Consider the following 21382-nt stretch of genomic DNA (forward strand, 5'->3'; position numbering starts at 1 on the left):
TCCTCCTTATAGTTATTTTAGGGTATAGTTTTATTATAGGCGATCGCAAAGTCTGTATATTTACGAGTTTCGGGGTCATAAAGAGTTTTTCATATTCTGTGAGAACTTTTTAATTTATTTGACGATAATTTGTTATTAGATTAATTGTGTAATTACCTCTTGTTCTGTATTTACAATAATTAGTTTAAGCTGGTTTTCATCGACAATAATTTGTGAGGAATTGCGACATTAAGGTGAAACTTTTAGCAACAATAAACCCCTCATAATTAAAGGAGGGGTTTATTGTTTAAGGATAAGGAAATTGGCAACTACACAGGTAAATTTTCAGGTACGATAAACGCACTACCGGTAATATCTACACCAGAGTTGGCCTCAATAATCTTATCGAGGCTCGTATTCTCTAGTCTTTTATCCACAATACCTGCTAATCTATCGAGATACTCATCGTTTTCATAGAAGAAGCGATCGCCGTCCCGTAAATTGCTAAATTGCAGACCAATAATAGCATTCATGGTCTCTCCGACAATGCTATCGCCAAACTGTTGTTCTGCTAAACCACCAATCCAGAGGTCCACATCGTCAATGGAATCATAAACGGACTCAAACTTGTCCGCTAATGCTGTATCACCTCCAGTTAACTCATCAAAGCTTTCATAAGCATCTAACCCTAAACTCTCACGAACCGTGTTGAGATCAGCAACGCCAGTTTCCCGTCCCCGTTGGATATTGAGAGAAGCTAAGTCAAAACCGCCCGCTCCTGGAGGTCCAAACAAGAAGTTACGAACATCATCAACGAGCTGGGTATCAAGTTCTTGGGCCTCTTGGAGTTCTAATCCTCTGAGGAAGGAATCAACCCCACCAGCTACAATAGCACTGGGGTTGAAAAAGGCATCCCGTAGTGCTACGGAGTCCACATTGCCAGCGTCATCTACTTGTAGCAGTTGGGGAGACAGCATGGTATGGCCAAAACGGAAAAGACCAGTGGAAAATTCTGTAAAAATTCCCGGGTTTACAGTGTTGTCATAACCTTCATAATCAGCAATTACATCATCGTCTAGAAGTAAGGGCAGAAACTCATTGTAAGTAATAATCTGAACTTTTGCGCCAACCAAACGACGGGCAGATTCATAAATGAAGTCCCCACGACTTAACTCGGACTCTTGAAATAAGTTGTTGAGCCGTCTAAATCTATTACCATTTCCCCTATCTAAAATCCTTCCCATTCTATCTGCTAGACGGTTATGTTCTCTAACAAAAAGGGTATGGACTGAGATCAAACCGAATTGTTCATTAACGCGGACATCCCCTGCCATGAAGTTACCATCAGCATCAACGGGAAGTAACTCCTCTCCGTTGTTACCGATACTTGTGGCCATTCTGCCGGTGCCATCATTAGCCCGTAAAGAAGCAGCAGTGGTGGCATTGGAACCATAGACCATGGAGCCATCAAGAAAAGCAGTAATTTCGTTGATCTGTTGGCGGGGGTTAGCGGAACCATCTCCGGGATCAAAACCGGTGTCGGGGTCAAAAATAGCACGGGTTAAGGGGATAACTTGAGTCCCTGTGTTGTTGGGATCGAAATCAGGGTCACCGGCGGGAACAGGAATATCAAAGGGTTCTCCCATGGGAACGGCTTCGGTTAAACCGAGATCATGGTCAATAAATTGTCCCCATTGCCAAAACCAGTCTGAAAGATCGAAACTGTTGGGAATAGAGACTTCTCCTTGATCCGCAATAGCATTACTGATAGCTCTAGCACTGGGAAGGGTTAAAGGTGTATCGATACCGCCCCCTCTGGCTTCGGAATAGCCATCTTCATAGGCTGCCGGACTCAAGCGCAACAGTTGAATCCCTTCTTCCCCGTATAAGGGGTTAAGTAAATTATTATTTAAACCGTTAAAGGTCCGAAAGTTGTTTTCTGAAATGACATCATTCCAACGCAAGTCATAGTTATTGCCTGAAAAAACAGGATTACCAGAACTATCTACTTCCCCAGAACCTACTTTGATAAAATATCTACCTGCTTCAGCAACGGTAACATTGAAAATTTCATTATCATTGAGGGAGGTGGAAGAAGCGATTTGATTTCCTTTTCTGTCAAAGAGGAATAAATCTAGATTTCCCTGTTCATGATCGAAAAATAGCTCGATGGATAGGTCTAAAGAACCTGGGGTGACTCTAATTCGATAGAAATCATCGTCTAAGGAAACCCCTGGTCCCCCTAATTCACTGAGAAGAGTTTGTTCATCTCTCGATAGGTTAAACGCGTCGTCGAGAATATCATTATTCTCAAAAATATCATCAATCATAGTTAGTCCTTTAAATTAATGTTCGACAGAGTGGAGTTATAGAACAACAAAAAATAGTTAGGACAGATAGAATTTTGTGGAAGGGAACGGGTAACATATAACAATAAAACGTCCTAACAAAAATGTGTAGTTCTATATTTGGTACCCACTAAATCCAATTGTATTTGAGAACTTTCTCAGAAAAACCAAAGATTTTGTATAGTGATTGATACTACATAAGAATGTTAAATTATAATTAAATAACGACCCATTTCTATAAATTGCTGCTACTAAATTATTCAGTCCTAAGTCTAAGCTTAAACATGGATCTTTATCTAGATTCTCTACTATTTCTTCCTTAATTTCATAGACAAATTGAGCGACAAAATAGCGACCATTACATTTAGGAATAATCCTAAACTTATGAATCTTTTTCCCTTTTAGGAGAAAAGAAAGATCAATGAATTTAGGGTGAGCATTACCCACCCTAAGATGTTAACTTAAAGCCCCTGCTGGAATGCCTAAAATATCTTCAATTTTGGGCATTTCTTCTAAGGGAATAACTCGCCCTTCGTCTTCAAATCCTGTCATTTGATCAAAGTTCAAATAACGGTACAATTCATCAGCAAAGGGATCAATTTTTTGGGTAACAATTTCCATATATTCCTCAACGGTAGGGATTTTTCCTAATAAGGCACACACCGCAGCTAACTCGGCCGAACCGAGATAAACTTGCGCACCTTTACCCATCCGATTATTGAAGTTACGGGTAGAGGTAGAAAAGACTGTTGCATTGTCTTCTACTCTTGCTTGGTTGCCCATACATAGAGAACATCCCGGCATTTCGGTTCTGGCACCAGATGCAGCAAAAACACCATAAATACCTTCTTCCCGTAGCTGTTTTTCATCCATTCTGGTTGGGGGACAAATCCACAAAACAGATTTAATGCGCCCTGCCCCTTCTAAAATTTTGGCGGCAGCGCGGTAATGTCCGATATTGGTCATACAGGAACCGATGAATACTTCATCTACTTTATCCCCTGCACATTCGGACATCAATTTAACATTATCGGGGTCATTGGGTGCAGCAACAATTGGTTCTTTTATCTCGCTTAAGTTGACTTCGATAGTATCAGCATAATCTGCTGTTTCATCGGCTTCCATTAAAACGGGATTTTTTAACCATTCCTCCATTTTGGCAGCGCGACGCATCAAGGTTTTAGGGTCTTGATAACCCCGTGCAACCATATTTTTAATTAAGGAAACATTGGAACGCAAATATTCGGCGATAGTGTCTTTTCCTAACTTAATAGTTGACCCTGCACAAGACCTTTCTGCCGTTGCATCGGTTAATTCAAAAGCTTGTTCTACTTTTAAATCAGGTAATCCTTCCATCTCCATAATACGGCCATTGAAAACATTAATTTTGTTCTCTTTGGACACAGTTAATTTACCTTCTTGAATAGCAACCCAGGGAATAGCATTAACAATATCCCTTAAAGTTACTCCCGGCTGCAACTTTCCAGTAAACTTAACTAATACTGATTCTGGCATATCCAAAGGCATAACCCCTAATGCTGCTGCAAAGGCAACTAAACCGGAACCAGCAGGAAACGAGATACCCAAAGGAAAACGAGTATGAGAGTCTCCCCCGGTTCCCACTGTATCCGGTAATAACATCCGGTTTAACCAAGAATGGATGATACCGTCACCTGGTTGCAACGCTACACCTCCACGGGTAGAAAAGAAGTCTGGTAAGTCCTTATGGGTTTTAATATCAACCGGTTTGGGATAAGCAGCAGTATGACAGAAACTTTGTAGGGTTAAGTCTGCGTTGAACCCTAAACAAGCTAACTCTTTCAACTCATCCCTAGTCATGGGTCCTGTGGTATCCTGGGAACCAACGGTGGTCATCATGGGTTCACAAGATGTTCCGGGTCTAACCCCAGGCAAACCGCAAGCTTTACCCACCATTTTCTGGGCTAAAGTAAAGCCTTTGCCGGTGTCTTCTGGAATACTGGGACGGACAAACACGGTACTGGGTTCGAGTCCTAATGCTTCACGGGTTTTATCGGTTAATGCGCGTCCAATGAGTAAAGGAATGCGTCCCCCGGCCCGAACTTCGTCTAAAATAGTTTCAGGTTTGCGGTCAAAGGTGGCAATAATGTCTCCTTCTTCGTTAGCAACTTCTCCTTTGTAGGGATAGATGATGATAACGTCGCCGGTTTCCATATCGGAAACATCGCACTCGATGGGAAAGGCCCCAGAGTCTTCTGCGGTGTTGAAGAAAATAGGGGCTATTTTCCCCCCCAAAATGTAGCCTCCAGCGCGTTTATTAGGGACATAAGGTATATCATGTCCAATGTGCCATAAAACGGAGTTAATGGCTGATTTACGGGAGGAACCGGTACCGACTACATCGCCAACATAAGCCACAGGATAGCCTTTCTCTTTGAGTCTAGCTATGGTTGCAATACCTTCTGGCATTTTCGACTCTAACATGGCTAACCCATGCAGGGGTATATCGGGACGAGTGGTTGCATGGGGGGCTGGAGATAGGTCATCAGTATTGGTTTCCCCTGGGACTTTAAAGACGGTGACGTTTATGCTTTCAGGAACTTCTGGTTTATTGATGAACCAAGTAGCTTCGGCCCATGCGTCGATGACTTGTTTAGCGTAGGGGTTGCTTTCGGAGAGTTCTAAGACTTCGTTGAATGCGTCAAAGACTAACAGGGTTTTGCTGAGTGCGGTGGCTGCTTCTGAGGCTAAGCTGGTGTCAGAAGATTTGAGCAACTCTACCAATGATTGTACATTATAACCTCCCATCATGGTTCCTAATAAGTCTATCGCGCTTTGAGGAGAGATAAGGGGACAGGTTATTTCTTGTTTGGCAACTGCTGTTAAAAACCCCGCTTTAACATAAGCTGCTTCATCCACACCAGGGGGAACTCTATCCCGTAATAAGCTTAAAAGTTCTTCTTTTTTGTCTTCGGGAGGATGTTTTAAGAGTTCGCATAGTTGCGATGTTTGTTCTGCGGTTAAAGGTAAGGGGGGAATACCAAGTTTGGATCTTTCTGCTGCGTGTTTATGATAGTTTTCTAGCATTTAGTAGTGTCTCCTTTTCTTCACATTTACTTAAGATTTTGCGACAAGTACTTTTTAGGGTATCCCTTCTTAGGGTATCAAGTTTATTTAGTAATAGTGTTTAGGTATTTCTTAAGTTTTCTAGGAAGAGGTGTTAGGGTTGGGTCATGTTTTGGGAAGATTTGATACACTGTAAAATAATTTTTACTGATAGAGATTGTATGTTTAGGTAAATTAATTATATTTATCTACATTATTTGATGTTTTATTTATTAGGAGATTATTTTATGTTTCCAATGAAAGCTGATTTACAAGAATTAATGATTACCTTGGGGGAAATTAAACATATAACAGGAGAGGATTACAAATTATTTAAAAAATTTATTCCACGAAACCCTAAGAAATATTGGTGGTTTCAAACAGATGATAATTCTGATCAAGAAGGACTAAAGATTCAAAAAAGTGGTTTTATTTCTGAACTTTTAGAATTTAGCAAATTTTTTTTGGATAATAAAAATCCGATAATAGAACCGATACTAGGATCTTATGGAGTAGTTATTTTTGTATTAGGTAGTATTTTAGTTATATTTTGGGTTTTTAGGGCATTGTGGTGGTTATTACTATTTTTGTTTGATGAAGATCATTGGTTCTCATTTTTATCATTACCAAATATTATCATTAAACTTAACTTCATTATACTTGGTTTATTAGTTATTCCAGTTTTTATTTATACAGTCATTTACATTTTAAATAAACCTTTTTACATCTTAGGTCAATTATATACTAGACGAAAATTTTCTAATTTATTAGAATTATTCAAAGAAGTTGGTAAATATAACAAAATTGTTCAGGACTTATATGTATTAGACCAATTAAAAGAAGCTGATAATCCTGTACAAATCAATGATAGAGAGTCAGTAATAGAAGCATTAATAATAACTAGAGATGGATTAGTTCGTGCTTTAAAAACAGAAAGAATATTAAGAGAAAATCCTACATTTAATCCTCAGAATTTCAATTTAGATTTAACCAGTTTGCAAGCAGAAAAAACAATGGTCAAAGCAATAGAATATGCCGAATTACTTGATAATGCAGTACAAGTAGGAGTTAGTGTTCAAAAAGAAATGAGGAAACTACAAAAAAGAGGTTAAAGTTTTGTAGGGGTCAACGGTTGTTAACCCCTACAATAGGATGAATAAACGAAACATTAATTAGCAGCGATCTTGAAGAAATGAGTTTTACGGTGCGCTGGATTAATTTTAAGCTAAAATAGTTATATGAACTTTCGATGGGATGAACAGAAAAATCAAACTAATATCAAGAAACATGGTTTTGACTTTACTGATGCTTGGGAAATTTTTGAATCTCCCATGTTAGTAGAATTAGATTCACGACAAAACTATGGAGAAGAGCGTTATATTAGAATAGGGTTCTTAAGACAGTATGTTGTCGTTGTTGTCTTCACAGAACCTAACGATAACGTTATCCGTATCATTTCGCTAAGGAAAGCATTGAAACATGAACAAATCAAATTCACCAAATACATCAGAAACCAACTGGGAGAGAATTGAGAAAATGACAGATAATGACATTGACACCTCCGATATTCCTCCCCTAGATGATGATTTTTTTGCTAATGCAACCCTGAGAATGCCAAAGAAAAAAATATCAGTTACTTTAGAAATTGATCAAGATGTTTGGGAATGGTTCGCTGCACATGGAGAACAATACCAAACAAAAATTAATACAGCTTTAAAAATGTATGCTAACGAAACAAAAAACAACAAAACTCCTAGTAAGTAATACTTAATTTTTGTAGGAACTTATGCTGATGACTAAACCTTATTTTAAAGCAATGAATCTTAAAAATTTGAGAAAATATATCTTATCTCATAGAGAAGATAATGAAGCGTTTTATACTTTTGTTGATCGAGTTGAAACAGAAAAAAATTGGATAAATAATCCGCCTCTAGATTCAATAGAAGATATGGATAATTATCCAGAATTTTTGGAGAAGATCAAACAAGATAAAGGGAGAAAATTTTCGTATTATTAACTATTTGAAGGTTCAAAGTCTATTGATATCTCAAATACCATAGAAATATATTATAATTATAATCAACACTCTATTAACTACCAAATCATTTAACTATGTCGCAAGCAAAAATAAACCCTACTATAACTGAATCTAACAATCAGACAAATGACTGGAAAAATTTAATGGAAGATATTAAACATCCTAGCTCAAAAATAGAAAAGCAAAGAGAAGAAAAATTAAGCGAATTGTTAACAGAATGGGAAACAGAAGACTTACAAGAACAACAAGAAACTTGGGAATTGATACAACAAGTAATTAATGAAGATAAAATTAGTATTTAGTTCTTTTTTCAATGAGTAAAGTTATTTTTCTTGATTCTGCTATTGTAGGAATGCTAACAAACCCAAAAGCAACACCTAATAATTTAGAATGTCGCTATTGGTTAGAATCATTACAACAGAAAAGATACATATTAATACTATCTAAAATTGTCGATTATGAAATAAGAAGAGAATTATTAAGAGCAGGAAAAATTAAAGGACTTAGAAAACTTAATCAATTAAAAGAGACTATTCGTTATCTTCCTATAACAACAGAAATTATGCTTAAAGCTGCTGAATTTTGGGCAGAAGCAAGAAATAGAGGAAAACCTACAGCATCCCCTCAAGCACTTGATGGAGATGTTATTTTAGCTGCACAAGCAGTATTAGTAGCAGAAGCAGGAAATGAAGTAATTATTGCTACTACAAATGTTAAACATTTATCTCAGTTTACTGATGCACGAGATTGGAAATTAATTCAATAATAATATTTCTTTTAACACAATATAAGGAGTCTGATTTGATAATTTTTATCATAAATATGGGTATTCTAATCTTGATTACTGAATTTAATCAAGCATAAAGATACTATGAAAAAAGTAGTTAGTTTATCCGTTGCAGGTTTAGTTGGTTGTTTATCTATTATTTTGCAATCACAAAATAACTCTATTTTAGCTGCATCATCAACTATTCCCCCAAATCCTAAATGTAATATTAAAGGGAATATTTCAATTAGCACAGGAAGAAGAATTTATCATGTTCCTGGTCAACGAGACTATGAAAACACGGTAATAACAACAGAAAAAGGTGAAAGATGGTTTTGTAGTGAACAAGAAGCAATTGAAGCAGGATGGACTAAAGCACCTCGTTAAATTTTAGCAAAATGTTTAGAAGTTAACCTCTGTCAACTTCTACTCTATAGTAAATAAATCAAGCATTAATTAGTTAGCAATTGCCTATTGATAGTTATCTACTAAATTGGTTTTTCCATTGTTTAGGATCGCGTTTAACATGAAAAAAAGCAACAATAAGAATTATATAATCCTCAACAAGATAAAATAACCCATAAGGAAATCTAGATAATAATTTGCGCCTAACATTCTGATAAATAAGAGGATAAGCAAAAGGATTTTTTTGAATCGAACTTAAACTATCATCAACCTTACGAATAAACTCAGAACCCAGTTGATTGACTTGTGTTTCATCCCATTGATAAACCTCCTGTAAATCTAATTATGCTTCATCATAAATATTAACTTTATACATTGTTTTCCATAATTCTTTGCTTAACTTCTTCCCAAGACAAACCTGTATTTTTAATATTATCATAAGACGCTAATCGTCTACCTAACTCTTGTTTTTGATACTTAGTTAAAGGAACTTGAGTATCATCAATAATAATACTATCCCAAACATCTGCGATTAATTCAAGTTTTTCGGGAATAGTAAGAGAAGAAATTTGTTTAGATAAGATTTTATTCATAGACTTCTTAAGTTACATCCTTTAACTCATTCTAGTGTAACAAAAATTGTGTATCAATACTTCTTGATATCTACAATAAAATTAATAACCGACACAAAGAGATAAACTTTAAGATACGGTTGACCAGTTTTTGAGCTAGAATAGTTACATCAAATAGGAGACTGTGACATGGAAACTCAAAGTTCACCACAAATCAAGAATAAGACCATTCTTTCTCTAGAAGAAATTAGAGAACAATATCCAAATCAATGGGTATTAGTTGTTAATCCAGAATTAGATGATAACTTAGAAATTATTCAGGGAGAAGTTATTGCTAATTGTCCCACTAAAGAGGAATTATATGAGAAACTTCACTTGTCTAAAGACCGATCTTCTGCTATCGAATATACAGGCACTTATGATGATAATCTGGTTTTAATATGACCTTTCAAAAAAGATATTCTCTTGAACGTTATGGGACAAATTTATTAAGAACAAATGCAACAATAGGAAGCGCAAAACAAAGTAGTGGTAAAAGTAGATTTTGAGGTCATTACTTATGATTTACCTAGACAGTTACAAGTTAGTGGAGTATTAGGAATGGACTATTTACAACAACGGAAAGCTGTTATTTCTCTTCATAATGCAACAATTTATTTTGAAAATGAATAAGGGAGTCTTAGTGATACAATTACTCTATACTATTAATGGGAAAATAAGCAAAAATAAAAATCAAATAATCCTCAACAAGATAAAATAACCCATAAGGAAATCTAGACAACAATTCCCCTATAGCACTTTTAGCATAAAATGTCAAGGTCAGAAAAAGTAGAAACTATAATCAGTTCCTCTTCGAGTTAGCAGTTAATCAAGTGGTCGGCCCCTCATACCCCACTAAGACCTGTATAACCGAGATATTCAGCCCAAAATTTTCAAGATAACATTTCTTTAAGTAGTATTAAATAGTATAATGATGAGCATTAAGAAAAATTAAGTTTTTTCATCGTTTTCTCACACTACCTATAACAAGGAGATTCGAGACTGAATGCAGCAACCAATGACTGTCAATAGGCCAGAACCCAAAGTGGTCGACCTTCCGTTTAGCTTAAAAGATGTTAAAGAGGCCATTCCTCCCCATTGTTTTGAGTCTTCTGCTATAAGATCATTAGCTTATTTTTTTTGGGATATTTTCGTAATATCTGTTCTTTATGTTATCGCTGATTATTTAGATTCTTGGTTTTTTTGGCCTATTTTTTGGGTCATGCAAGGAACTATGTTCTGGGCCTTATTTGTGGTAGGACATGATTGTGGCCATGGTTCTTTTTCCCGCTACAAATGGTTAAATAATCTGATTGGTCATTTGTCCCATACTCCCATTTTAGTACCGTTTCATGGTTGGCGCATTAGTCATCGCACACATCATAAAAATACAGGTAATATTGATACAGACGAAAGTTGGTATCCTGTTACAGATTCTAAATATAATGAGATGGACTGGTTAGAAAAATTTGCCCGTTTTAAACTGGTTTTATTTCTCTATCCTCTTTATTTATTTAAGCGTTCTCCAGGCAGAAAAGGAACTCATTTTAACCCAGAGAGTGATCTATTTCGTCCCTCTGAAAAATGGGATGTTTTAACAAGTACAATCTCCTGTGCTTTAATGATAGCTTTCTTAGGAGTTTTAGCCTATCAATTTGGCTTTTTGTGGTTACTTAAATATTATTTAGGTCCCTATATTGTTTTTGTGGTTTGGTTAGATTTAGTCACCTTTTTACACCATACTGATCCCGATGTTCCTTGGTATCGTGGTAAAGATTGGTACTTTTTAAAAGGAGCTTTATCTACGGTGGATCATGATTACGGATTCATCAATAATATCCATCATAATATCGGAACCCATGTGGCTCATCATATCTTTTTAACAATGCCCCATTATCATCTAAAAACGGCAACGGAAGCCATTAAACCAGTTTTAGGTGAGTATTATCGTAAGTCAGATCATTCCATTTTAGAAGCGTTTATTCGGGGTTACAAAATTTGTCATGTGGTTCCCGATGAAGGTGGTAAAGTTTACACTGAACCAAGAGAGTTGTAATCTGAGTTCGGAGTTCGGAGTTCGGAGTTCGGAGTTATGATTTTTTAAAGAAAAAAATGAGGCTTTAAGACTTCTGAGAAAGGGGAAGGTATTTTATTAAGTATCTTCCCTTAACTATTATTATATTTTTCCCTATACAACGAATGTGCTACGAGTGACAGCTAAAGAAAATATAAATTTAAAGAATAATAACAGTTGAAAATTTTCCCATACTCTAGAATTGAGGAAACTATATTTATTAATGAGATCGAGATCAGCAATATCCACTGATCCCTAATGAAAGCAAAATATGGTACAACTCTCCTTAAAACCAGAATCAACCACCCCTAAACCCTTGGTAGAAACCGTTACCCTTGATGTCCAAGGAATGAAATGTGCCGGTTGTGTCAAAGCAGTGGAAAGACAATTAACACAACAGTCCGGCGTAGTTTCAGCTTGCGTTAATCTAATTACAGAAGTAGCGGTGATTAACTACGAACCGCAAACGGTTCAAGCAGAAATTTTAGCCGAAAAATTAACAAAAATTGGCTTTTCCTCCGATATTCGCACCTCACAAACCCTCACCCCTCAACAAATTCATCTTAACCAAAGTCAAAGACGGGAAGCAGAAGCGAGACAACAAAAAAATAATCTCATTACCGCCGCAATTTTACTAATATTTTCAGCCCTCGGCCATTTAGAACACTTTGGGGGTCCAACCCTTCCCCTAATAAGTAGTTTATGGTTTCATTGGGGACTAGCTACCATGGCCCTACTCATTCCCGGTCGAGAAATTATCATAGATGGTTGGCGAGGACTTTCCCACGGTATGGCTAACATGAATACGTTAGTCGGTTTAGGAACCCTCAGTGCTTACTTAACCAGCAGTGTAGCCTTTCTTGTCCCTAGTTTGGGTTGGGAATGCTTTTTTGATGAACCCGTGATGTTATTAGGCTTTATTCTCCTGGGCCGTACCCTAGAAAAACAAGCCAGAAACCGTGCTTCCTCAGCTCTAGAAGCCTTAATCGCCCTACAACCATCCCTAGCTAGGTTAGTCGGTGACCCCTTCTCTGATGATAGTTCTAGCATCGAAATTCCCGTAGAGCAAGTACGAGTGGGAGAATACGTCAAAATTTTGCCAGGGGAAAAAATACCCGTTGACGGAGAAATTATTACAGGAAAAACAGCCATAGATGAATCTTTGGTAACAGGAGAATCATTACCCATAGCCAAAAACCCTGGAGACAGAGCGATCGCAGGAACCCTTAACCATTCTGGCGTAATTACCCTCAAAACCACAGAAGTTGGCGCAGATACTACCTTAGCTAAGATTATCGCTTCTGTAGAAACGGCACAAACCCGTAAGGCCCCCATTCAAAAGTTAGCCGATACAGTAGCAGGTTATTTCGCCTACGGGGTGATGATTTTAGCCTCATTAACCTTTCTTTTTTGGTATCTTTTGGGAACACATTGGTATCCCCAAGTATTGAGCCTCAATTCTATGGGAATGTCAACCTCACCCTTACTACTAAGTTTAAAACTAGCGATCGCAGTTTTAGTGATAGCTTGTCCTTGTGCCTTGGGTTTAGCTACTCCCACCGCCATTTTAGTGGGAACCGGCATAGGTTCAGAGAGAGGACTATTAATTAAAGGGGGAGATGTCTTAGAAAAAGTTCATCAACTGGAAGGAGTAATCTTCGACAAAACAGGAACCCTAACCGTTGGCCATCCCACTGTAACCGATTGTATTTCTTGGGGAGAGATGGAAGCGCAAACTTTACTACAACTAGCAGCAACCGTAGAAAGTGGCACCAATCACCCTCTAGGGTTAGCTATCCTGGAAAAAGCCCAACAAGAAGAATTATTCTTACTATCTGCTACAGATTTTTACACAGAAGCCGGCTCAGGGGTAGAAGCGATGGTTGAAGGTGAAAAAGTTTGGTTAGGTAATCAAAGATGGTTACAGGAAAAAGGTTTGCTCGTAGATGAGGAACAAAAAACCTTTATCAGTGCCTTAAACCAAGCCGGTAAAACTGTGGTTTATTTAGGGGTAGAAGGTTCAATACAAGGGGTTTTAGCCCTCAAAGATAACTTAAGACCTGATGCCCAAAAAACCGTCTCAGAATTGCAAAAACGGGGCTTAGAAGTAATCTTGTTGACAGGGGATCACCCCCAAGTTGCTCAAGCTATTGCTAGTCAAGTGGGTATTACTCAAGTATTGGCAGAAATTCCTCCCAGTGGCAAAGCTGCTGTAGTTGAAAAGTTACAACAAAGCAAAAAAGTGGCCATGGTAGGGGATGGGATTAACGACGCACCGGCCTTGGCCCAAGCGGATCTCGGCATCTCTTTACAAGGTGCAACCGAAGTGGCCATGGAAACCGCCGATATTGTTCTGATGAGCGATCAACTGTGGGATGTGATCACAGCCATGGATCTCAGTTTAGGGACATTTAGAAAAATTCGGCAAAATCTAATGTGGGCTTTAGGTTATAATACACTTGCTATACCTATGGCTGCTGGAATTTTACTACCCAGTTTAGGCTTAATGCTAAGTCCAGCAATGGCCGCAGGGTTTATGGCCTTTAGTTCGGTGACAGTGGTGACCAATTCTTTATTACTTCGTTATCGAAAATTTGGGTTGATCCAAAGCACTATAGTTTAAACTTGGTTTAGCGATGGCTGAAAAATCCGTACTCCCTCAACGAGAACATTTCTTGATTGTCGAGGATGATAAAGGCAGACAAGAAATATCCCTGCGAGAACCCACCTACACTGTGGGGCGATCGCGCGAATGTGATATTCGTCTGCGCTCTCAGTTTATCTCTCGCCATCATGCCACCCTCTATCGACGCATTCGAGAAGATGGCTCAAGTTACTATCGTATTGTCGATGGGGATCTCGACGGGAAACGGAGTGTTAATGGGTTGTTGATCAATAAGGCTAAGATTAAACAAAACTCCCACGATCTTCAGGATGGGGACGAAATTGTTTTTGGTCCCCAGGTATTTGCTATTTACCAGCATCGACGGCGAGATAAGTTCCCAACCCTACCTAGTAACGATCCCTTCGATATTACTCTAATTGACCCTGCTATGATGGAGTATGATGAGGATACGAAAGAACACGATACGAAAGAATGAGGTAGTTAAGAATCCAGGCCATCGTCAATTATTATGGGGAATGAGGGAAAAATGTTGCGTAAAAATCAAATATTAGTATTAGAAAAAATTTCCCAAAGAATTAAGTTCATCCTTTCGATTCCCTCAGCGAAAGAACACTTTAAAACCTATGCTCCCATATTTATTATTGGCGCACCTCGCAGTGGAACCACTGTAACCCTTAAGTTATTTAAAAATCAACCTTCAATAACTTCTTTGTTTGAACCTGGAGCGTTTTGGTTCAAAGCATTTGGTGATGGTGTTGATGATAGTTATAAAAATAGTTTAAATTGGCTAGGTTTTCAAGCATTGAGGTATTTATATTATAGAGAAATTACAGACCAAAATCCCTATTTAGTGGTTAAAGATCCTAGGGATAGTATTCGTATAGAAACCTTAAATTATTTATTTCCTAATGCGAAATTTATTCAGGTTATTCGTGATGGAAGAGATGTCGTTGCGTCAATGATGAAAACTTTTGAACATGACGTTTATTATTTGCCAAATGAATCCTGGCCTCATGTGCGTATTCCTAATTATAAAAATTTATTAGATAATCCTTCTTACATTAACGCAGCAATTCAATGGAAATATTGTGTAGAGTCTAGTTTATCAGGACTTGAAAAGATTCCTCAAGAAAGACAATTAACTTTTAAATATGAAGATTTAATTAGTAATCCTTTAACAAATGCTAGGAAAGTTTTACAGTTTGCTTATCCACAATTACAAATCGATAATAATGCTTTAAACACTGTTATTTCTTCCATTTCTAATCAAGTTACCAAGAATAATAAGGATCTAGCTTTTATACCTAATAAAGCAGGATTATCTTGGCAAGATAGGATGAATCAATTATCGTCTCTAATTGAAAATGATGCGGGATCAGGAACAACTTCAGAGTCAGTAAGAGTGGGAAAATGGCAACAAGAATTAGATGAGACCATTTTATCAGAAATTGAACCATTGATTGGTAGTTTACTAATTAAATTAGGTTATTAAAAAGAAAGTTTCGATATTTGTTTTTTCCATCGCTGTGATAAAAGTGTAAATCTATAGTGTGGATCAAAAGTTAGTGCTTTAAACTGAGTCCATAGGGCAAATTTATAATCTTTGTAAATCGGCCAAACTAATTTAAACAGTTTTACCATTTCATGACATTTAACTTGATTTTTGAATTGAAGATAAGGAATCGCATAATTTTTTTCAAAGAATTGATCATAAACTTTAATTATTTCTTTAGACCACAGCCAATAATTTCTAGATAGATTATTATCGTGATTATTTTTTAAGACTAAAGCTTCAGGAATATGAAGAATTTTCCCTCGAACAGATAACTTTAAATATAAGTCTAGATCATTACAAATATGTAATGATTCATTGAGCAAACCTGCCTTTAATAAAGTCGATTTACGTAGTAAAGTTAATGATAAAGAATGAATAACATTTTGCATCAATAAATGATAAGTAAAATCATCGTATGCAGACAAAGGTTTTAAATTCTTGAGAATTTTATTGTTATTCTGACTGACTTCAAAGTAATTACAGTATGAAAGCACGGCCTCTGGAAAAAATTGTAATTGTTTAACCTGAGATTCTAAATAATTAGGCAACCATTGATCATCGTGGTCTAAAAAAGCAATAAATTCACCTTTACTAGCATTAATTCCCATATTTCTAGCTGCCGCATTACCTACATTTTTTTGCATTCTAATCAACTTAAATTCGGGATAGTTCTTGGAAATCCAATCAGCAGTTTTATCTGTAGAAGCATCATCAATAATAATTAGTTCGTAGTTTTTATAACTTTGTTTAATAACACTTTCGATGGTATCTTTTATTAAAAACCCTCGGTTATAAGTAGGAATAATTACAGATACTAATAAATTAGAGCTTTGCATAGTTATGTTAGAATTTATTTGGGATTAAATATTGTTTTTAAGTAATAAAAAGGACTGAGAAAACTTCCCCAATAAAATTGTAACTCAAAAGCAGAAATTAAGTTGTTGTTAACCTCAGATTTATATTTAAGTAAGTGTAGTAAAATTCTTCTAAAATTCCCCAAGATTGTCCTCACCAAAATTAAAGGTTTTTGCCAATTTTTAGCTAAAATCATTCTTAACTGACAAGTAGCTAAACCTGTTCCCATTGCTAAGGGAAGTAAATAATCTTGGGACAGGCGATCTTTTGGTATCACATGATGTAGAATCATCTTAGGATTGTACCAAATTTCCCAACCTTTTTTATGAAGATATAATAGAACTTCATAATCTTCTCCAGCTATATTATATTTACCAACACGACCTATTAAATAAGTCTTTTGAGGAACACTCTCAATCCATGCTTGTCTTCTAACCACTAATCCTGCGCCGGGGGGCAATCTTAACTTTTCTGGTTCAAATAAACAAGGTTTTTGTCCATGATCTCTAATTGCTAAAAATTGAGAAATCACCCCGAAATTATCGGGAGTTTTCTGCTCAAAATCTCCCACTATTTTGCCACTAAATGCTCCCACTTGAGGATATTTTTTACTGAATTCATAAGCTTCATAAATCCAATTATTTTGTGGTAAATTATCATCATCAATAAAGCTAATTAGTTTTCCTTTTGCTTCCTTTATTGCTCGTTTTCTAGCAAAAGCTAATCCTTGCTGAGGTTCAAAATAATATTTCAATGGCCAAGAGAACTGCCAATTTTCTTGATAAGTTTTAATAACATTGACTGTACTATCTGTACTATTGTTATCAATAATAATAATCTCTCCTATCAAATTATTTATCTTAATTTGCTCTTGTAAGCAGTCTAAAACTTTAGGTAGCTTATTGGCTCCATTGTAAGTAGGAATTATAACAGAGAAGTCCATCTAATTATTAAGTCACAAGTTTTGAAAAAATTAACCAGAAAAAATCTACCAAAAACCTCGTTTTCCAGTAGGCATAACCGTGCGCCAATTTGTTTTTGCCACGGATAATTGAGCCTCGGTAATTCTAGCACCATTGAGATCGACCCCACAAAGATTAGCCCCTTGTAGGTTAGCATAAGTCAGGTTAGCTCCACAAAGACTAGCCCCCCTTAAATCCGCTCCATTTAAGTTAGCGTAGCCCAAATAAGCTTCATTAAGATTAGCATTTTTCATCACAGCTTGGGTCAAATCTGTTCTACCAAGATCGGCACGGCATAACTCAGCCCCTTGTAAATTAATGTGACTTAATTTGGAGTCATAGAAACTAATTCCTGGTAAAAAAGCTTTAGATAAATTGAGTTCGTCTAATTCCTGATGAGCAAAATCGCGACGGCCTTTATTATAAGCTTCTAATAAGGTTTTTTCGCGCCATTTTTTCTTCTTTTTGTTAGTTTGTGCCGCATCAGAATAAGTGCCTTTTCCACGGCCACGACGACGGGTGGAAGTTCCTCCATGAGCTATATTATAAACACTTCCTGGTGCCGCTCCACCCCCTCCACCTCCACCTCTATCGTTAACGCCAGTAGAGATAGGTTGATTGAGTTTAGTTGAAACCGAAGAAACCGTATTTCCCCGACTTCTCGTCGAAGGTGAGGTACTGATTAACCCTGCACTCACCGAAGAATTGGGATTTGATGAGCTACTGGAAGTCTTGAAACCCGTTATCATAGTGGTCATGCTATCTTCCATCCCCTGTTCATAAGGGGCCATGGCCATAGCATCTAAGACTTGTTCGGCTGACTTGTAGCGATGTTTAACCGACACCTCCAACATATTTGTGAGAACTTTGGCCAAAGAATCGCTAATATCCACGTAGGGTTCCCAGGCAATTTCCCCGGTTTCTGGGTCACAACCAATATCTTTGGGGGTTTTAGCCGTTAATAAGTAAACACAGGTCACACCCACTGCATAAATATCACTGGCGTAAACAGGACGCATAGCCATTTGTTCGGGAGGAGCAAAACCGGCGGTTCCCACAGCAAAGGCGGTAAAGGCGCTTTGGGCGTTATTGGCGACCATAGAATTAACTTGGTTTTTTACCGCCCCAAAGTCAATTAATACCAGTTTACGGTCTTTTTGAGCGCGGATGAGGTTAGCTGGTTTGATGTCACGGTGAATGACTTTCTGAGAATGAATGTACTGTAGAATTGGTAAGAGTTCTGTTAAAAATTGTTTGACCCCTGCCTCCGTAAAAGGCCCATTTTTCTTAACCTCTTGATGAAGGTTGTATCCTTTGATGTATTCTTGAACCAGATAAAATTCTTTGTTTTGTTCAAAAAAATCTAATAATCTAGGCACTTGAGGATGATTTCCTACTTTTTCCAATGTGGCCGCTTCTCTTTCAAATAATTCCTTGGCCATTTTGTATACTTGGGGGTCATCAGTGGAGGGCCTTAGCTGTTTGACAACGCAGATAGGATTGCCTGGAAGGGCAACATCCGCGGCCCCAAAAGTAGCCCCAAAGCCACCTTTTCCTAGAATACCTAAAGGTTGATAACGTTTGTTTAATCGTAGTTCAGAACCGCAAGATTGACAGACTGTCACATTATTAGGGTTTTTGGGTTGGGCGCAAGATGGGTTTACACAGTAGCTCATTCACTCTTACCGATGTCACGTTATGGACTTTGACCGAGCGGATACAAAAAGCGGTCGAGATTACCTTCATCCGGTTATCTAGTTTTAATATGCCCGAATTTGCTAGGAAAGTAACAGAGAAGACTGAGAGTTTGGGGGGTGTGGGGAGAGTGGGAGACTGGGAGACTGGAAGACTTCTGAGACGGGGAGACTGGGAGACGGGGAGACTGGGAGACTGGGAGACTGGGAGTATGGGCAGACGGGGAAGGAATATTATTATTTTTTCCCCAACTCCCCGGATCTTAATCAATAGATATGGTTTGTGGACCGCTACCGTTATCTGTGGTTTCATCAGCATAGTTAAAGTCGGTCATTCCCTGTTCTTGTAGCCAACTTTTTAAGGGATCTTCTGATAGTTGTAGCTTCAGTGCGCCAGAAATTAGTCCTCCAGCAAAGGCCAGGGGTTGCTGGATCAATTCTTTAAAAACGGGTTGTAGTTCATCGAGAAACACAATTATTCTCCTTATTTTTTTGAATCATAATTATTATAACTACGTTTGCTATAATTGATACCATCAAACCCTAATTATTTTGCTTTGATTTTGTTGACTAATTCATTAAAAGGTTGCCAATTATCTTCATTGGCGATCGCTTCCCATACTAACTCAATTTGTGGTCTTAATAAGGGGATTTGACTATTAAATTGATTGATGGTTTCTCTGATTTTATCTATTTTATCTGGAGATATTTCTTTTAGGGTTTTAAAATAAAATTGTCGCCAATTTTTCCAGTGAATTTCTGCTAAATTTTTATTCTCTAATATGGTTGTTTCATCTTGCCACCAACCTCGATTAATTTCCGTCATTAAATCGATAAAAAATTGATGGTAACTTACTTGACTTTCTTTTAAAGAATCTACGGTTACATCTACTAATTCTTTCCCGTTTTCAACTAAACCAAACAAACCTAATTTTTTCAACATTTCTTGAGTATAAGCTGTTTGATAATAGTTATCAAAATCATTTAAAGTTTTTTCTAAAATTTTAGGAGAAATAAGAGTCATTAAGGGTGCGTGTAACATCTCCAAGTTACGGCGAATAATTAAGGATTGATTGCCATAGCAATAGAGTTTTGAATAATCAAAATAAGCTGCAGTAAATGAGGATTCATAGGTGGAAATAAAAGCATAGGGACCGTAATCAAAACTTTCTCCTGTAATGGACATATTATCTGTGTTTAATACTCCATGACAAAACCCTGCTGCCATCCATTGCGCTGTTAATTGGGCGTGACGTTTTACTAATTCTTGATAAAATAATTCATAACAATCGAGGGAATTTAAGTCAATTTCTGGATAATAAATATCAATAACAAAATTCAATAAGTTTTTGATTAAATCTGGTCTTTTTATATGGTATAAACGCTCAAATGTACCAAAACGAATGTGAGAACAACTCATACGAATCATAACAGAAGAACGAGTGGGAGAGGGTTCATCTCCTCTCCATAAGGATTCTCCAGTTTCTACTAAACTTAAACAACGGGAAGTTTTGACTCCCATTCTGTGTAAGGTTTCTGCTGCGAGGACTTCTCTAACCCCTCCTTTTAGGGTTAATCTACCGTCACCACCCCGAGAATAAGGGGTCGTTCCTGACCCTTTGGTGCCAAAATCGTATAATTCTTTATCTACTCCTCTAACTTGTCCATAGAGGAACCCTCTACCGTCTCCGAGAAAGGGGTTATATTGCCCAAATTGATAACCATGATATCGTAGGGCAAGAAAGGGTCTAATTCCTTGAAATTTGCCAAAAGCTTCGATAAAATGTTGGTCATCTATATTGTTGGATGATAACCCTAATTGGGGTAATAAATCATCGTTACGAAACCTTAAAATATGTTGGGGAAATTCGGCTGCTGATACTTGATCGTAGTAGTCTTCTCCTAAGTTTTCTAAAGCGGGTTCGTAATTAAGATTGAGAAAAGGATTATCTCCGTTTAAAGTCATAAGTTTGTTTTCGTTATCCGTAAACAGTTATCAGTGAACAGTTATCAGTAACCAGTTATAATTATGAGGCATTCACTGTTTTAATTTTACCAGGAATAAACGGGAGCCTGAAAACCACCGTCATTTATGGGGTGGACGGACGCTCAGATGATTTGCCGTGCGACGACAAATCCGCGTCCTCATGAAAAGCGACTCCATTGGTTTTAACCTAGGGGTTGATGCTGCTCCCAAAAACCTACCTAATATTCCCTAAAATTACTTATATTAGTAGCAAAAGTTGATAAATAAGTAGGTTATTGTGTTTAAAACCCTAATATGATACAATTAAACTTAACAGTTTTGGTCATTATCTCAAAAATGCCATGTTGTTAGGCTTTAAAACCCAACTTAAATTAAATCAAAATCAACGTCAACAACTG

Annotated in this window: 21 protein-coding genes; 13 read left to right on the plus strand and 8 right to left on the minus strand. The window is 37.1% G+C overall.

Annotation, left to right across the window (positions count from 1 at the left end; translation table 11 throughout):
* Positions 1–308 precede the first annotated feature (308 nt).
* Both QNJ66_RS08745 and acnB read right to left on the minus strand, forming a co-directional pair.
* The gene (locus QNJ66_RS08745) at positions 309–2309 is read right to left on the minus strand and encodes a peroxidase family protein (protein WP_300505319.1); all 2001 of its coding nucleotides are present in this window, start codon (positions 2307–2309) and stop codon (positions 309–311) included.
* Positions 2310–2783: 474 nt separating this feature from the next.
* The gene (gene acnB, locus QNJ66_RS08750; protein WP_300505322.1) at positions 2784–5393 is read right to left on the minus strand and encodes a bifunctional aconitate hydratase 2/2-methylisocitrate dehydratase; all 2610 of its coding nucleotides are present in this window, start codon (positions 5391–5393) and stop codon (positions 2784–2786) included.
* 275 nt (positions 5394–5668) lie between these two features.
* Here acnB and QNJ66_RS08755 point away from each other — a divergent pair, with 275 nt between their 5' ends.
* The 7 genes from QNJ66_RS08755 (at position 5669) to QNJ66_RS08785 (ending at position 8602) form a co-directional block, all read left to right on the plus strand.
* Entirely contained in the window at positions 5669–6523 is an 855-nt protein-coding gene (locus QNJ66_RS08755) for a hypothetical protein (RefSeq protein ID WP_300505325.1), read from the plus strand.
* 126 nt (positions 6524–6649) lie between these two features.
* Positions 6650–6943, plus strand: coding sequence for a BrnT family toxin (locus QNJ66_RS08760; protein WP_300505328.1), 294 nt, complete (start codon positions 6650–6652; stop codon positions 6941–6943).
* Between the two features lie 4 nt (positions 6944–6947).
* Positions 6948–7175 (plus strand): BrnA antitoxin family protein, encoded by a 228-nt coding sequence (locus QNJ66_RS08765; RefSeq protein WP_300505331.1) that lies wholly within the window; start codon positions 6948–6950, stop codon positions 7173–7175.
* Between the two features lie 28 nt (positions 7176–7203).
* Entirely contained in the window at positions 7204–7428 is a 225-nt protein-coding gene (locus QNJ66_RS08770) for a hypothetical protein (protein WP_300505334.1), read from the plus strand.
* A 164-nt stretch (positions 7429–7592) separates the two neighbouring features.
* The gene (locus QNJ66_RS08775; RefSeq protein WP_300505337.1) at positions 7593–7751 is read left to right on the plus strand and encodes a hypothetical protein; all 159 of its coding nucleotides are present in this window, start codon (positions 7593–7595) and stop codon (positions 7749–7751) included.
* Positions 7752–7762: 11 nt separating this feature from the next.
* The gene (locus QNJ66_RS08780) at positions 7763–8215 is read left to right on the plus strand and encodes a PIN domain-containing protein (protein ID WP_300505342.1); all 453 of its coding nucleotides are present in this window, start codon (positions 7763–7765) and stop codon (positions 8213–8215) included.
* A 105-nt stretch (positions 8216–8320) separates the two neighbouring features.
* Positions 8321–8602, plus strand: a complete 282-nt coding sequence (locus QNJ66_RS08785; RefSeq protein WP_300505345.1) for a hypothetical protein — start codon at positions 8321–8323, stop codon at positions 8600–8602.
* 386 nt (positions 8603–8988) lie between these two features.
* Here QNJ66_RS08785 and QNJ66_RS08790 read toward each other — a convergent pair whose 3' ends face one another.
* On the minus strand, positions 8989–9213 hold the full coding sequence (locus QNJ66_RS08790; protein WP_300505348.1) for an addiction module protein: 225 nt from the start codon (positions 9211–9213) through the stop codon (positions 8989–8991).
* Between the two features lie 168 nt (positions 9214–9381).
* On the opposite strand from QNJ66_RS08790, the gene QNJ66_RS08795 reads away from it, so the two are divergent.
* The 6 genes from QNJ66_RS08795 to QNJ66_RS08820 all read left to right on the plus strand — a co-directional run bounded on the left by QNJ66_RS08795 (position 9382) and on the right by QNJ66_RS08820 (position 15423).
* Positions 9382–9636: a hypothetical protein gene (locus QNJ66_RS08795; RefSeq protein WP_300505350.1), complete on the plus strand. Its 255-nt coding sequence runs from the start codon at positions 9382–9384 to the stop codon at positions 9634–9636.
* Positions 9637–9720: 84 nt separating this feature from the next.
* A complete protein-coding gene (locus QNJ66_RS08800; protein WP_300505352.1) occupies positions 9721–9864 on the plus strand; it encodes a hypothetical protein in 144 nt (47 codons plus the stop codon).
* A gap of 373 nt (positions 9865–10237) precedes the next feature.
* Positions 10238–11287: a fatty acid desaturase gene (locus QNJ66_RS08805; protein ID WP_300505355.1), complete on the plus strand. Its 1050-nt coding sequence runs from the start codon at positions 10238–10240 to the stop codon at positions 11285–11287.
* 289 nt (positions 11288–11576) lie between these two features.
* Positions 11577–13928: a heavy metal translocating P-type ATPase gene (locus QNJ66_RS08810; RefSeq protein ID WP_300505358.1), complete on the plus strand. Its 2352-nt coding sequence runs from the start codon at positions 11577–11579 to the stop codon at positions 13926–13928.
* Positions 13929–13941: 13 nt separating this feature from the next.
* A complete protein-coding gene (locus QNJ66_RS08815; protein WP_300505360.1) occupies positions 13942–14406 on the plus strand; it encodes an FHA domain-containing protein in 465 nt (154 codons plus the stop codon).
* A 51-nt stretch (positions 14407–14457) separates the two neighbouring features.
* A complete protein-coding gene (locus QNJ66_RS08820; protein ID WP_300505363.1) occupies positions 14458–15423 on the plus strand; it encodes a sulfotransferase in 966 nt (321 codons plus the stop codon).
* On the opposite strand, the gene QNJ66_RS08825 is transcribed toward QNJ66_RS08820, so the two are convergent.
* From QNJ66_RS08825 to QNJ66_RS08845, 5 genes are all read right to left on the minus strand, one after another.
* A complete protein-coding gene (locus tag QNJ66_RS08825; RefSeq protein WP_300505366.1) occupies positions 15420–16322 on the minus strand; it encodes a glycosyltransferase in 903 nt (300 codons plus the stop codon). The genes QNJ66_RS08820 and QNJ66_RS08825 overlap by 4 nt on opposite strands.
* 14 nt (positions 16323–16336) lie before the next feature.
* A complete protein-coding gene (gene hpsE / locus QNJ66_RS08830) occupies positions 16337–17284 on the minus strand; it encodes a hormogonium polysaccharide biosynthesis glycosyltransferase HpsE (RefSeq protein WP_300505369.1) in 948 nt (315 codons plus the stop codon).
* A gap of 45 nt (positions 17285–17329) precedes the next feature.
* On the minus strand, positions 17330–18979 hold the full coding sequence (locus tag QNJ66_RS08835; protein WP_300505371.1) for a serine/threonine-protein kinase: 1650 nt from the start codon (positions 18977–18979) through the stop codon (positions 17330–17332).
* Between the two features lie 281 nt (positions 18980–19260).
* The gene (locus QNJ66_RS08840) at positions 19261–19470 is read right to left on the minus strand and encodes a hypothetical protein (protein ID WP_300505374.1); all 210 of its coding nucleotides are present in this window, start codon (positions 19468–19470) and stop codon (positions 19261–19263) included.
* A 74-nt stretch (positions 19471–19544) separates the two neighbouring features.
* Positions 19545–20963 (minus strand): YdiU family protein, encoded by a 1419-nt coding sequence (locus QNJ66_RS08845; RefSeq protein ID WP_300505377.1) that lies wholly within the window; start codon positions 20961–20963, stop codon positions 19545–19547.
* Positions 20964–21382: the final 419 nt, after the last annotated feature.

Source organism: Crocosphaera sp., assembly GCF_030064895.1.
Classification (GTDB): domain Bacteria; phylum Cyanobacteriota; class Cyanobacteriia; order Cyanobacteriales; family Microcystaceae; genus Crocosphaera.

Excerpts from the sequence above, each read along its gene's own strand:
- QNJ66_RS08825 (WP_300505366.1), bottom strand. The coding sequence starts at position 16,322 with ATGCAAAGCTCTAATTTATTAGTATCTGTAATTATTCCTACTTATAAC.
- QNJ66_RS08810 (WP_300505358.1), top strand. The coding sequence starts at position 11,577 with ATGGTACAACTCTCCTTAAAACCAGAATCAACCACCCCTAAACCCTTG.
- QNJ66_RS08770 (WP_300505334.1), top strand. The coding sequence starts at position 7,204 with ATGACTAAACCTTATTTTAAAGCAATGAATCTTAAAAATTTGAGAAAA.
- QNJ66_RS08760 (WP_300505328.1), top strand. The coding sequence starts at position 6,650 with ATGAACTTTCGATGGGATGAACAGAAAAATCAAACTAATATCAAGAAA.
- QNJ66_RS08765 (WP_300505331.1), top strand. The coding sequence starts at position 6,948 with ATGACAGATAATGACATTGACACCTCCGATATTCCTCCCCTAGATGAT.
- QNJ66_RS08780 (WP_300505342.1), top strand. The coding sequence starts at position 7,763 with ATGAGTAAAGTTATTTTTCTTGATTCTGCTATTGTAGGAATGCTAACA.
- QNJ66_RS08790 (WP_300505348.1), bottom strand. The coding sequence starts at position 9,213 with ATGAATAAAATCTTATCTAAACAAATTTCTTCTCTTACTATTCCCGAA.
- hpsE (WP_300505369.1), bottom strand. The coding sequence starts at position 17,284 with ATGGACTTCTCTGTTATAATTCCTACTTACAATGGAGCCAATAAGCTA.
- QNJ66_RS08815 (WP_300505360.1), top strand. The coding sequence starts at position 13,942 with ATGGCTGAAAAATCCGTACTCCCTCAACGAGAACATTTCTTGATTGTC.
- acnB (WP_300505322.1), bottom strand. The coding sequence starts at position 5,393 with ATGCTAGAAAACTATCATAAACACGCAGCAGAAAGATCCAAACTTGGT.
- QNJ66_RS08845 (WP_300505377.1), bottom strand. The coding sequence starts at position 20,963 with ATGACTTTAAACGGAGATAATCCTTTTCTCAATCTTAATTACGAACCC.
- QNJ66_RS08835 (WP_300505371.1), bottom strand. The coding sequence starts at position 18,979 with ATGAGCTACTGTGTAAACCCATCTTGCGCCCAACCCAAAAACCCTAAT.
- QNJ66_RS08785 (WP_300505345.1), top strand. The coding sequence starts at position 8,321 with ATGAAAAAAGTAGTTAGTTTATCCGTTGCAGGTTTAGTTGGTTGTTTA.
- QNJ66_RS08805 (WP_300505355.1), top strand. The coding sequence starts at position 10,238 with ATGCAGCAACCAATGACTGTCAATAGGCCAGAACCCAAAGTGGTCGAC.
- QNJ66_RS08775 (WP_300505337.1), top strand. The coding sequence starts at position 7,593 with ATGGAAGATATTAAACATCCTAGCTCAAAAATAGAAAAGCAAAGAGAA.
- QNJ66_RS08745 (WP_300505319.1), bottom strand. The coding sequence starts at position 2,309 with ATGATTGATGATATTTTTGAGAATAATGATATTCTCGACGACGCGTTT.
- QNJ66_RS08820 (WP_300505363.1), top strand. The coding sequence starts at position 14,458 with ATGTTGCGTAAAAATCAAATATTAGTATTAGAAAAAATTTCCCAAAGA.
- QNJ66_RS08795 (WP_300505350.1), top strand. The coding sequence starts at position 9,382 with ATGGAAACTCAAAGTTCACCACAAATCAAGAATAAGACCATTCTTTCT.
- QNJ66_RS08755 (WP_300505325.1), top strand. The coding sequence starts at position 5,669 with ATGAAAGCTGATTTACAAGAATTAATGATTACCTTGGGGGAAATTAAA.